This is a genomic window from Pedobacter hartonius, from assembly GCF_900107535.1.
Classification (GTDB): domain Bacteria; phylum Bacteroidota; class Bacteroidia; order Sphingobacteriales; family Sphingobacteriaceae; genus Pedobacter; species Pedobacter hartonius.
Genome location: NZ_FNRA01000006.1, coordinates 56,410 through 68,726, shown reverse-complemented (window position 1 = coordinate 68,726; position 12,317 = coordinate 56,410). Strand labels below are relative to the sequence as shown.

Annotated in this window: 15 protein-coding genes; 11 read left to right on the top strand and 4 right to left on the bottom strand. The window is 42.5% G+C overall.

Annotation, left to right across the window (positions count from 1 at the left end; translation table 11 throughout):
• A complete protein-coding gene (locus BLW16_RS12320; RefSeq protein WP_090557000.1) occupies positions 1 to 327 on the top strand; it encodes a nucleotide pyrophosphohydrolase in 327 nt (108 codons plus the stop codon).
• A gap of 10 nt (positions 328 to 337) precedes the next feature.
• Here BLW16_RS12320 and BLW16_RS12315 read toward each other — a convergent pair whose 3' ends face one another.
• Together BLW16_RS12315 and greA are read right to left on the bottom strand one after the other, a co-directional pair.
• A complete protein-coding gene (locus tag BLW16_RS12315) occupies positions 338 to 730 on the bottom strand; it encodes an HIT family protein (protein ID WP_090556998.1) in 393 nt (130 codons plus the stop codon).
• A gap of 10 nt (positions 731 to 740) precedes the next feature.
• A complete protein-coding gene (gene greA, locus BLW16_RS12310) occupies positions 741 to 1,214 on the bottom strand; it encodes a transcription elongation factor GreA (RefSeq protein WP_090556996.1) in 474 nt (157 codons plus the stop codon).
• Positions 1,215 to 1,403: 189 nt separating this feature from the next.
• On the opposite strand from greA, the gene BLW16_RS12305 reads away from it, so the two are divergent.
• The 3 genes from BLW16_RS12305 (at position 1,404) to BLW16_RS12295 (ending at position 4,185) form a co-directional block, all read left to right on the top strand.
• Positions 1,404 to 3,269 carry a M1 family metallopeptidase gene (locus BLW16_RS12305; protein ID WP_090556994.1) on the top strand — a complete coding sequence of 622 codons (1,866 nt, stop codon included), beginning with the start codon at positions 1,404 to 1,406 and terminating at the stop codon, positions 3,267 to 3,269.
• A 174-nt stretch (positions 3,270 to 3,443) separates the two neighbouring features.
• Positions 3,444 to 3,758, top strand: coding sequence for a hypothetical protein (locus BLW16_RS12300; protein ID WP_090556993.1), 315 nt, complete (start codon positions 3,444 to 3,446; stop codon positions 3,756 to 3,758).
• Between the two features lie 13 nt (positions 3,759 to 3,771).
• Complete coding sequence (locus BLW16_RS12295) at positions 3,772 to 4,185, top strand: hypothetical protein (RefSeq protein WP_175470564.1); 414 nt, start codon at positions 3,772 to 3,774, stop codon at positions 4,183 to 4,185.
• A 220-nt stretch (positions 4,186 to 4,405) separates the two neighbouring features.
• Here the strand turns inward: BLW16_RS12295 and BLW16_RS12290 are convergent, their stop codons facing one another.
• Both BLW16_RS12290 and rsmA read right to left on the bottom strand, forming a co-directional pair.
• Positions 4,406 to 5,329 (bottom strand): 2-hydroxyacid dehydrogenase, encoded by a 924-nt coding sequence (locus BLW16_RS12290; RefSeq protein ID WP_090556989.1) that lies wholly within the window; start codon positions 5,327 to 5,329, stop codon positions 4,406 to 4,408.
• Positions 5,319 to 6,125, bottom strand: a complete 807-nt coding sequence (gene rsmA / locus BLW16_RS12285) for a 16S rRNA (adenine(1518)-N(6)/adenine(1519)-N(6))-dimethyltransferase RsmA (protein ID WP_090556987.1) — start codon at positions 6,123 to 6,125, stop codon at positions 5,319 to 5,321. Before rsmA ends, BLW16_RS12290 begins: the two co-directional genes overlap by 11 nt.
• Before the next feature lie 307 nt (positions 6,126 to 6,432).
• On the opposite strand from rsmA, the gene pdxA reads away from it, so the two are divergent.
• The 7 genes from pdxA (at position 6,433) to accC (ending at position 12,302) form a co-directional block, all read left to right on the top strand.
• Positions 6,433 to 7,512: a 4-hydroxythreonine-4-phosphate dehydrogenase PdxA gene (gene pdxA, locus BLW16_RS12280; protein WP_090556985.1), complete on the top strand. Its 1,080-nt coding sequence runs from the start codon at positions 6,433 to 6,435 to the stop codon at positions 7,510 to 7,512.
• A gap of 76 nt (positions 7,513 to 7,588) precedes the next feature.
• A complete protein-coding gene (locus BLW16_RS12275; RefSeq protein ID WP_090556983.1) occupies positions 7,589 to 8,122 on the top strand; it encodes a YceD family protein in 534 nt (177 codons plus the stop codon).
• A 24-nt stretch (positions 8,123 to 8,146) separates the two neighbouring features.
• A complete protein-coding gene (rpmF, locus tag BLW16_RS12270) occupies positions 8,147 to 8,338 on the top strand; it encodes a 50S ribosomal protein L32 (RefSeq protein WP_090556981.1) in 192 nt (63 codons plus the stop codon).
• Positions 8,339 to 8,438: 100 nt separating this feature from the next.
• Positions 8,439 to 9,377 carry a phosphate acyltransferase PlsX gene (gene plsX / locus BLW16_RS12265; RefSeq protein WP_090556979.1) on the top strand — a complete coding sequence of 313 codons (939 nt, stop codon included), beginning with the start codon at positions 8,439 to 8,441 and terminating at the stop codon, positions 9,375 to 9,377.
• A gap of 12 nt (positions 9,378 to 9,389) precedes the next feature.
• Positions 9,390 to 10,379: a beta-ketoacyl-ACP synthase III gene (locus tag BLW16_RS12260; protein WP_090556976.1), complete on the top strand. Its 990-nt coding sequence runs from the start codon at positions 9,390 to 9,392 to the stop codon at positions 10,377 to 10,379.
• A 69-nt stretch (positions 10,380 to 10,448) separates the two neighbouring features.
• Positions 10,449 to 10,925: an acetyl-CoA carboxylase biotin carboxyl carrier protein gene (accB, locus tag BLW16_RS12255; RefSeq protein WP_090556974.1), complete on the top strand. Its 477-nt coding sequence runs from the start codon at positions 10,449 to 10,451 to the stop codon at positions 10,923 to 10,925.
• A 36-nt stretch (positions 10,926 to 10,961) separates the two neighbouring features.
• Positions 10,962 to 12,302: an acetyl-CoA carboxylase biotin carboxylase subunit gene (accC, locus tag BLW16_RS12250; protein WP_090556972.1), complete on the top strand. Its 1,341-nt coding sequence runs from the start codon at positions 10,962 to 10,964 to the stop codon at positions 12,300 to 12,302.
• The last annotated feature ends 15 nt before the right edge of the window (positions 12,303 to 12,317 follow it).

Genomic DNA, 12,317 nt, shown 5'->3' with positions numbered 1-12,317 from the left:
ATGACCATACAGGAAGCACAGGAAACGGTTGACCAGTGGATCAATACCACGGGTGTCCGTTATTTTAACGAGTTGACCAATACCGCAATCTTAATGGAAGAAGTGGGCGAAGTGGCCCGCATCATGTCACGCCGCTACGGCGAGCAGTCTTTCAAAAAAAGCGACGAAGCGGTAGACCTTGGTGACGAAATGGCTGATGTGTTATTTGTACTGATCTGCCTGGCCAACCAGACAGGCATCAACCTGACTGAAGCCATGGAGAAAAATATGGTGAAGAAGAATATCAGGGATGCCGACAGGCACAAGAATAACGAGAAATTAAAATAGCACAGTTATATTATAACTGTGCTTTAATTTTTAATGCAGCTTCTGCAAGCTCCTCATCAGTAGGGTGCAGCTTTGGCCTGCTGAAATTGATGTCATCCATTGTGTTCAAAGGAATCAGATGGATGTGTGCATGCGGCACTTCAAGACCAATGACAGCCATGCCTACTTTGATACAGGGAAATGCTTTCCTGATCCCTGCTGCTACGATCTTGGCGAACAGCGTAAGCCCGAAATAGCTTTCTTCATCCATGTCAAATATATAATCGATTTCCTGTTTAGGAATCACCAGCACGTGGCCCATGGTCAGAGGATTAATATCTAAAAAAGCAAGAAATTCTGTCGTCTCGGCAACTACGTGTGCAGGAATCTCCCCATCTATGATCTTTGAAAATATACTTGGCATATGCTTTGGTTTATCTGCTGATTTCTAATATTTCGAATTCTATTTTACCCGCCGGAACATCGATCTCCGCCGTATCACCAACAGATTTCCCCAGTAAGCCCTGTGCAATCGGAGACTTCACCGAGATCTTGCCGATCTTCATATCCGCTTCCGTTTCAGCCACCAGCTGATAGGTCATGGTAGCCCCGTTTTTAATGTTCTTGATTTTAACAATAGATAATGCCAGTACCTTTGATGTATCTAATTTTGATTCATCAATCAGTCTTGCCGAAGCTAAAGTGGCCTTCAATTTCGATATTTTTGCTTCATGCAGTCCCTGTGCCTCTTTTGCAGCATCGTACTCCGCATTTTCGGAAAGATCACCTTTATCTCTTGCTTCAGCTATAGCCTTGGAGATCAGTTGCCTCCCCGTTGTGGTTAAGTAATGTACTTCTTCCTTTAGCTTATCTAATCCTTCCTGAGTGTAGTATGTTACCTCTGTCATAGCTTAATGTATTATTTATAACTTCCTTTAAAATACAAACAAGACTACATCGGCAGATTAAGCCTACATAGTCTTGCTTCAATTAAAACGAAGATAACAGGCTATTCTTATAAAAGCAAATCTTTTGATTTGAATTGTTTAGAAAGAACTTAAAACCTTTACTTTTGGTGCAACAAACTTATTATTTTTATGCACAACAAATTTTTTAGACTAGCTGTACTATCCCTGTTATATTCAATAACTTCCCAGGCACAGGACCTGTACATGCCAAGAAATATCAGGGCCGCCTACGATAAAGGTACCCGCGCTGCAGACGGAAAACCCGGAAAAAAGTATTGGCAGAACAAAGGGAAATACGATATGACCCTTACAGTAACACCAAACGATAAGACAGTAAAAGGAACAGAAACGATAGATTATACCAATAACAGCCCCGATACACTTGCCCAGCTCGCCATCCGGTTTGTCAATAACGTCCATAAACCCGAATCACCAAGAGCGGGTTATGCAGGAAAAGATTTTCTAACAACAGGACTAAGTATCAGTTCCTTTGTGATCAACGGGCAGACTTACGCGATCGATGCCAAAGACTGGGGAACCGTAGTAGCGGTTAAACTAAAAACAGCAATCAGACCCGGTGAAACCGTAAAGCTGAAGATCGACTGGAGTTACCCGCTTTCTAAGGAAAGCGGAAGGGAAGGACAGCTGGACAGCACTACTTTTTTCGTCGCCTACTCTTTCCCCCGCGTATCTGTATACGATGATTACAATGGATGGGACATGCTCCCTCATATGGACAGGGCAGAGTTCTATAATGATTTCAATGATTACCAGCTGAACGTAAAAGCACCAAAAAACTATGTGGTCTGGTCTACGGGCGACTTGAAAAACCCCGATGAGGTACTTCAGCCTAAATTTGCCGAGCGGCTGAAAAAATCATATACCAGTGACGAGGTGATCTCTATGGCCAGTGCCACTGAAATGGCAAATGGAGAAGTCACCAAACAGAACGCCTGGAACACCTGGAAATTTACCGCTGCCCACATTACAGATGTCACTTTTGCTTTGAGCAACCGTTATATATGGGATGCAGGAAGTGTGATCGTAGACCCTAAAACCAACAGGAGATCCAGTGTACAGTCTGCCTATGACGCAAAGGCCAAAGATTTCACACATGGTGTGGAATGGGCCAAACTGGCTTTGGGCTGGTTTTCCGGCAACTGGCCGGGAGTACCCTACCCTTTTTCAAAAATGACCGTTGTACAGGGCTTTGCTGATATGGAGTACCCGATGATGGTCAATGATTCCACCACGCCTGATATGGAGTTCAGCCAGTTTGTAATGAACCACGAGATTGCGCATACCTATTTTCCATTTTACATGGGGATCAACGAAACACGTTACGCCTATATGGATGAAGGATGGGCCACAACACTTGAATACCTGATCTCATGCGAGCAGCTGGGCAAAGAAAAGGCTGCTGAGAACTATAAAGCCTTCAGGGTAAAACCATGGATTTTCAAAAAGAATGCTGAAGAAGAGCAACCTGTGATCACACAAACCACCTGGTCTACCGGCAACAATTCTTATGTAAAACCTTCGCTGGCCTACCTTGGTTTAAAAGATATGCTGGGTGATGAAGCCTTTAAAAAATACCTGCGCGCCTATATGGACCGCTGGAACGGAAAACATCCTATTCCATGGGACTTCTTTAACTCGATCAATAACGCATCCGGCCAGGACCTGAACTGGTACTGGAATAACTGGTTCTTCAGCAATAACTATATTGACCTGGCCATCGGCAAGGTATCTATCAAAGGCACCAATTACACAGTGGCACTGAATAACGTCGGCGGATTTGCCATTCCATTTGATGTGAAAGTGACTTACGCGGACGGAACCACTCAGGTAATCCATCAGACACCGATGGTCTGGAAAGCCAGTCAAAAAGCAATTTCAGTTCAGTTCAATGCTGCAAAAGCAGTTTCTTCAATTGTGATTGACGGAGGTATCTATATGGATGCTACGCCGGCGGATAACGACTGGAAGAAATAGGACCTTAGACCTCAATAAACGGCCATCTCATTAATTTGAGATGGCCGTTTATGTTTTATGCTGAAAGATATGGCATCTCTTTCGTATATTGAATTTTTAAAAAGTTTATTTTTATTTTGTTTTAAGAAAATACATTACTAGTTTTGCTTACCTGTTCACATCAAATAAAATAGTATGAATCATAGAGGACGCTTTCAGGTACAGGGTAAAAATCTGGAAGATTCCAATAGCTGGGCACAGGATGTGCCGCTATTGGCTATCACCGGAATTGAATTATTAAATAATTTACACGAGCGTTTACGCAGCAGCGACGCCAGTATAAGATCAAAGGGATTTGCAAAGTGCAGGAGGTTTATTGCAGCAGCACGGGAAAATGGAGGAGTTAATATCTCAGGCATGGGGAAACCATTGATTAAGTCATTCCCAAAAAATTTCACCGAAAGGTTAGATTTGGAGGTGCATTTAGGAATCGCTTTTATAAAAGAGTAAAATGAAAAATCTGATGGAAGTATTAGCTATTGGTAGTTTTGTGGATAGTCCGCAAAACTACGCCGATTTGATAGATTTTTGGAAACACACCTTTACCAGCCTGACTGGTTTAGCTGAAGAATCCTATGTCAACAATACATACGGAAACGGGAAAGCTATTCTTGATGGAAATCCTATTTTCATTTCAAAAATCACCGCAGACAAAGGAATCAGAATTATACAGGCAGAGCCGGATATGGAACAGCCTCTCCTCTCTTCCTGGATTCATCAAACTGTCATTCATGACAAACCTTTTGAAGAATTGGTAATTGCCCTCCAGTTAAATTCAGAAACTTATACAGAAACGATACAGCTGATCAAATTATATGCTGATGAGGTTTTGACACCCAAAATTCTTCAGGGCATCAACGAGAAATACGAAGGGTAAAGCTTTCCTGAATTGATCAGACATCGCCCTCTGCCCGTTGCTTCTGGCCTGTTCCTTCTCTGTGAGTCCGAGGTACATCCATCCAGGGAACGAGGCTAGACCTGGTTTAAGGCTTAAACTCGGTCTAGCCTCGTTCCCTTGGGACACCTATGTCGGACTCATATAGAAGGAACAAGCCAGTTTGTATGAATAATGGATCTTTAGACTGTGGTATTCCCGCCTATAGTTGCTCCAGTTTATCGGCAAGCACTTCAGAGATCTTACGGTAGGAGTCAAACGTCCATCCGCCAATATGGGGCGTCAGAATTACTTTTGGAGATTCCCTTAGTTCAGTGTACCAGGATTGGTCACCGAGATTCGGAAACTTTTCTGCTTCCAGCACATCCAGTCCGGCACCTAAGATCCTGCCCGACTGCAAACCGGTGAGAACTGCCTTTGTATTCACAATCTCGCCCCTGGCGGTATTGATAAAAAAGATATTCTTTTTAAAATGGAAAAGATATTCCTCATCCACCATCTGCCTGGTTTCAGAGGTCAGCGGAATATGCAGGCTCAGTACGTCACTATGTTTCACGATCTCTTCCATACTGCACTCCTGTGCATAAGCATCAGAAAACCCTGTCTTGTATTTATCGTAAGCAAGCACTTTAACTTCAAACCCTGAAAGCTTGCGTGCAAAACTACTCCCCATAAAGCCATAACCAATGATCCCTACGGTCTTGCCCTTCAGTTCCCATCCACGGTTCCCTTCACGGTCCCAGATGCTATTCCTGATCTCTATATCCGCTTTGCGGAGGTTATTGATCAGCGACAACAGCATCGCCATGGCATGCTCGCCCAGAGCGTCCCTGTTCCCTTCAGGCGCATTGATCAGCAGGATACCCTTTTCATTGGCATATGCTTCATCTATATTGTCAAGCCCGGCTCCTGCCCTTGCTACGAATTTTAGTCCGGGAGCGGCATCCATCAGTTCTTTATCTATCCTGAATTTGGTACGTACGGCAATTCCGTCATATGCCGAAATGATTGCAAGTGTTTCTGCCCGTGTAATTTTCGGACGGTCATCTACCTCATACCCCAATTGTCCGGCCCTGCTTTTAAATACAGGATGTAAGTCGTCAACAATTAAAATTTTACCCTTCATCTGGTTGTATAGTTATTTTTGAGCGTTCAGTTACATGTTGTGTAAGTGCAATAAAATCCTGCACAGTAAGCTGCTCCGCACGTTTTTCAAAAAATATATGGTCGTCCATTTTGGCTTTGGGAAGCACGCCCGATAAAGCATTACGCAGTGTTTTTCTGCGCTGGTTAAATCCGGCCTTTACTACCGTCCAGAACAGTTTTTCATCACATGCCAGCGTTTCAACATTATTTCTGCTCAATCTGATCACGCCAGAGTTCACTTTGGGCGGCGGGTTAAAAGTACCCGGTTTTACCGTGAACAAATAGTCAATATCGTAATAAGCCTGGATCAGCACACTCAGGATACCGTATTCTTTTGTTCCTGATTTGGAAGCACAACGCTCTGCTACTTCTTTCTGAAACATGCCCACCATCTCTACTACGTTGGCACGGTGTTCAAGAACTTTAAAGAGGATCTGTGAAGATATGTTATAAGGGAAATTACCGATAATGGCAAATTTGCCGGGAAACACTGCGGCCAGATCCATTTTCAGAAAGTCGCCATTGATCAGACGACTGCCCATCTGAGGGTATTTATCATTCAGGAAATGATAAGACTCAGTATCGATATCGATCATAAATGTTTCCAGGTTCTCCCTTTCCAGCAGAATATCAGAAAGAATCCCCATTCCCGGGCCTACTTCCAGCACCTGGCGGTACTGATCGGTATGAACAAGACCGTTCACAATTTTCTCCGCTATCTTCTTATCGGTCAAAAAGTGTTGTCCTAAATGTTTTTTCGCCCTTACCAAACTCATATGCTTTCCTGTTTATTTGCCGGATGCAGAAACTTCTGCTCCCCTTGCTGCAAAATAACTAAAGTTTTATGACTAATGACTTAACATTAACCGGAAACCGGCAGAAGCTTACCAAATGATAACAAAATAAATCAAAACTGATAAAATCAGGATGTTTCTGAACCGAATGATAGATCACCCGGGTAGTATGACAACGCGGCTAATCACCTGAAACAGCTTTGACAGGTTAAGCATAAGGACATCTGACGCACGAAAAAACTGTATCCTAATGATTTTTCTGTATTTTGCGCTAAATTTTTATTTGAGCATGAGCAGTAAAATTAAAATAGGTATCAGTATAGGTGACGTGAATGGCATCGGTTTGGAAGTGATTTTAAAAGCTTTAGCCAACCAGAGCATTCTTGATTACTGTACCCCTATCGTTTATGGACATACCAAAGTAGCATCCTACCATAGAAAAGCCCTGGGTTTGGGCGATTTCAGTTTCAATGTAATCAACCAGGCAGCGGAAGCAAATCCTAAAAAAGCCAATATGATCAATTGCTGGGAAGAGGATGTGAAAATTGAATTGGGCGTAGCCAATGAAACAGGCGGAAAGTATGCCCTGTTATCACTGGAAAAAGCAACGGAAGACCTTGTAAACGGGAACATAGATGCTTTAGTTACCGCACCTATCAATAAACACAATATACAATCTGATACATTTAAGTTTCCGGGCCATACGGAATATCTTCAGGAACGCAGCGGCGCTTCGGATGTGCTGATGTTCCTGGTAAGTGAGGACATCCGCGTTGGCGTAGTTACCGGCCATATCCCGATCAGCGAAGTTGCACAGAGCATCACCAAAGAAAAGATCGTTAAAAAACTGGTAATGATCAATGAAAGCCTTAAGAAAGATTTCTGGATCGAGAAACCTAAAATAGCTGTACTGGGACTGAACCCGCATGCGGGCGACAATGGCCTGCTGGGCACGGAAGAGCAGACAGTTATCATGCCGGCTATACAGGAAGCATTCGACTCCGGCGTGATCTGTTTTGGCCCTTATCCGGCAGACGGATTTTTTGGTAAAGGCAGCTACAAACAGTTTGATGCTGTTCTGGCCATGTACCATGACCAGGGTTTAATCCCTTTTAAGACCATAGCCTTCGGAAACGGCGTTAATTATACCGCAGGGATGAAATTCGTACGTACCTCACCAGATCACGGCACAGGTTATGATATCGCCGGAAAGAACATAGCAGACCCTTCTTCTTTTATTGAAGCAATTTTTGCCGCTACACATATCGTAAACCACAGGCGTGAACAGGAATCTCTGTTAAGCAATCAGTTAAGAAGCGGAGGTAAAATTATTGAAACGGCTGCAGATGTAAAGGACGATGCAAATTAACCTGTAATAATATTTATAAAACATTTTATAAATCCCAAATTAATTCATACATTTGCGGGCTAAAATTTTGTTACAATTGAAACCTTTAAAACAATTTTCAATCCCGTTTACAGGCTTAAAAATTGGCAAGCATCAATTTGATTTTGAGATTGATAACAGCTTTTTTGACGCATTTGAGTACTCTTTAGTAAAAAAGGGAATGCTTAAAGTAGACGTAGAGCTGGACAAACAAGAGACAATGCTGATTCTCAGGATTCACATTGCAGGAACGATTATATTGGATTGCGACAAATGTTTATCAGAATTTGATGCACCGATTGATATTACAGAAAGGCAGATCGTAAAGTTTGCTGAGGATGACCTGGAAAGTGATGATCTGGAGATCATCATGCTGAATAAAAAGGAAAGCAGTATTGATATAGCAGAAATTCTGTATGAATTTATCACCGTATCAGTACCATATATAAAGATTTGTGAGCAGAACGGCAATGGCGTTCAGTGCGACAAAGAGATGATTGAAAGACTGGAAAGTCTGGCTACCCCATCTCAGCAGGAAGAAAAAACAATAGGTGACGACCCCCGTTGGGAAGCACTGAGAAAATTAAAATAATAATTAAAAAATAATAAATCAGCAATGGCACATCCAAAACGCAAGATCTCTAAAAGTAGAAGAGATAAAAGAAGAACACACTATAAAGCGGTAGCTCCTTCTTTAGCTACTTGTCAAACTACTGGTGCAATACACATCCCTCACCATGCATACAACGTTGATGGTAACTTATACTACAACGGTAAATTGGTTATTGAAAATACGTCAATAGGTTAATTTTACTGAGAAATTGTTTGTGTTTTCAATGTGTTTAAGTTTAACTTAGGCGCTTGGAAAAAAAGGCAATAACGCTTTACTCACAAACTGATTTTTTACTATGAAAATAGGTCTCGATATAATGGGCGGAGACTATGCTCCCAAAGCAAATGTTTTGGGAGCAATAGCAGCCCATGAACTTTTATCGCCAAATGAGCATTTGGTGCTTATTGGCGATACACAGCAAATTAAGCCCATACTTGCCGAGCAAGGCTTCAATGCCGATCACTTTGAATATGTTCATACCGAAGAGGTGATTGGTATGGGCGAACATCCTACCAGAGCAATCAGCCAAAAACCAAATTCCAGTATTTCTCTAGGTTTCTCTATGTTAAAACATAAAGAAATTGATGCTTTTATTGGTGCCGGAAACTCCGGTGCAATGATGGTTGGCGCCGTCTTCAGCGTAAAAACTGTTCCCGGGATTATCAGGCCCAGCCTCTGCACACTTGTTCCAAAACTTAGCGGAGGAACAGGCTTAATGCTTGATGTTGGTGCCAATGCAGATTGTAAACCAGACGTACTGGTCCAGTTTGGTATTGTAGGTAGTTTGTACGCCGAAAATGTAATGCACATCAATAATCCAAAAGTTGGACTGATCAATATCGGTGAGGAAGATGAAAAGGGCAATATGCTCAGCCTGGCAACTTTCCCCCTGATGAAAGAATCCAATCAATTTAATTTCATCGGAAACATTGAAGGCCGTGACTTGTTCAATGAAAAAGCTGACGTAATCGTTTGCGATGGCTTTACCGGAAATATCATGTTAAAACTCGCCGAATCCTTTTATATCATGACCATTAAAAAGGGCCTTAAAGATGAATTCTTTGACAGGTTCAATTATGAAAATCATGGTGGAAGCCCGGTTCTCGGCGTAAATGCACCCGTAATCATTGGTCACGGGATCTCTACTCCCAAAGCTGTGATGAACATGGTTCTGCAGGCCAGGGAGATGGTAACTACAGGTCTGGTAGAAAAAATACAGGCCGCTTTTAAATAAATAAGAGATAAAATGAATAAAATTCACGCTGCTATTACTGCGGTTCAAGGTTATGTTCCCGAATATGTACTTTCTAACAGAGAATTAGAATCACTAGTAGAAACAACAGACGAATGGATCATCTCACGAACGGGTATTAAAGAGCGAAGAATATTAAAAGGCGAGGGACTCGCAACATCTGATATGGCTGTGCACGCTGTCAACGGCCTGCTAAAAAAACGCGGTATCAGTGCCGAGGAGATTGACCTGATCATTTTCTGCACCGTTACTCCTGATATGCCCTTCCCTGCAACAGCAAATATCCTGGCTGATAAAATAGGGGCAAAAAATGCCTGGGGTTTCGACCTTCAGGCGGCATGCTCAGGTTTCATCTACGGACTTACTACCGCTTCACAATTCATTGAATCCGGAAAACATAAAAAAATACTGGTTGTAGGCGGCGATAAAATGTCGTCTATCATTGACTATACTGACAGGACCACCTGCATCATCTTTGGTGACGGCTGCGGTGCTGTTTTAGTAGAACCCAATGAGGAAGGTAACGGGATTATGGACTCGATCCTGAAATCAGATGGGTCAGGCAGGCAGTTCCTGAACCAGAAAGCAGGCGGATCCCTCAGACCCGCATCCCATGAAACAGTAGAAAATAAGGAACATTTTGTTTTCCAGGAAGGTAAAACAGTATTTAAATTTGCTGTGACCAACATGGCTGATGTGGCTGCCGAAATCATGGAAAAAAATGAGCTGACTGCCGAAGATATAGCCTGGCTGGTTCCTCACCAGGCCAACAAAAGAATTATTGATGCCACTGCCTCAAGAATGGGATTAGGATCAGAAAAAGTAATGATCAATATTGAACGTTACGGTAATACCACTAATGGTACCATACCCCTTTGTTTATGGGAATGGGAAAGCAAACTCAAAAAAGGCGACAACATTGTTCTTGCTGCTTTTGGAGGCGGCTTTACCTGGGGCGCCGTTTACATCAAATGGGCGTACTAATTTATACGATAATAAATATTAACTTAGAGTCTTTAAGAGACAGGAATCTTTTCAACAAAATACCAAAAAATGGATATCAAACAAATTCAGGAACTCATTAAATTTGTTTCTCGTTCGGGCGTCAATGAAGTTGCAATTGAACAAAAAGACTTCAAAATCACTATTAAAACGAATCAGGCCCCTACAGTTATAAACACTACTGTACCCGCAGCCGCACCGCAAGTGCTTGCTGGAGCACCTGCTGCACAGCCTGCCGCTGTTATAGCAAATGCAGCTCCGGTAGCTGAAGCAGAAGATACTTCAAAATATATAACCGTTAAATCTCCAATGATCGGAACATTTTACCGTTCTGCAAGTCCGGATAAACCGTCATTTGTAAATGTTGGGGATGAGATAGCTGTAGGTAAAGTAATCTGCATTATTGAGGCAATGAAGTTATTCAACGAAATTGAAAGTGAAGTTTCTGGAAGAATAGTTAAAGTACTGGTAGACAATTCATCTCCGGTAGAATACGATCAACCATTATTTTTAGTAGAACCTATGTAATATTTGCTTTTAGCAAATTATCATCTTATCAATTATATGTTTAAAAAAATATTAATTGCCAACAGGGGCGAAATTGCCTTGCGTATCATTCGTACCTGTAAAGAAATGGGCATTAAAACTGTTGCTGTTTACTCTACTGCAGACCGGGAAAGTTTACATGTTCGTTTCGCGGATGAAGCCGTTTGTATAGGACCGCCTCCGAGTAAAGATTCTTACCTCAGTATTCCAAATATTATATCTGCCGCTGAACTGACTAATGCAGATGCCATTCATCCGGGTTACGGATTTTTGTCTGAGAACGCAAAATTCTCTTCTGTATGCAGAGATTACGGGATTAAATTCATTGGTGCCACACCCGAACAGATCAACTCCATGGGTGATAAAGCTTCTGCCAAAGAAACCATGAAAAAAGCCGGTGTGCCTACTATTCCGGGTTCACAGGGACTGCTCGAAAGCGTAAAAGAAGGTATCCAGCTGGCAAATGAAATCGGTTACCCTGTCATCCTTAAGGCTACGGCCGGTGGTGGCGGCCGCGGAATGCGCGTAGTATGGAAAGATGAAGACTTTGAAAATGCCTGGGACAGCGCAAGACAAGAGTCTGGTGCCGCATTTGGCAATGATGGTCTGTACCTCGAAAAATATATTGAAGACCCAAGGCATATTGAAATCCAGATCATTGGTGACCAGTATGGCAAGGCCTGCCACTTGTCTGAGCGTGACTGCTCTATTCAGCGCCGTCACCAGAAACTGGTTGAAGAAGCCCCATCTCCATTCATGACTCCGGAACTCAGGGACCGGATGGGCGAAGCCGCTATCAAAGGTGCAACAGCTGTATCTTATGAAGGCGCCGGAACAATTGAGTTCCTGGTAGATAAACACCGTAATTTCTATTTCATGGAGATGAATACCCGTATCCAGGTTGAACATCCCGTAACTGAAGAAATTATCAATTACGATTTAATTAAAGAACAGATAAAAGTAGCTTCAGGTGTTCCGATCTCGGGCAAGAACTATTTCCCAAATCTGCACGCGATAGAATGCAGGATCAATGCTGAAGACCCATACAATAACTTCAGGCCATCACCAGGAAGGATTACCAATTTCCATTCTCCGGGTGGCCATGGCGTAAGGGTTGATACTCACGTATATGCAGGTTACCAGATCCCTTCCAATTACGATTCCATGATCGCAAAACTGATCTGCACGGCACAAACACGTGAAGAAGCGATCAGCACCATGGAACGTGCGTTAAGCGAATTCGTGATCGAAGGTGTTAAAACAACCATTCCCTTCCATTTGAAACTGATGAAAGATCCCAACTTCAGGGCAGGAAATTTCACCACAAAATTCATGGAAACTTTTGTTTTTACTGAATAAAAAGATCTAATTACT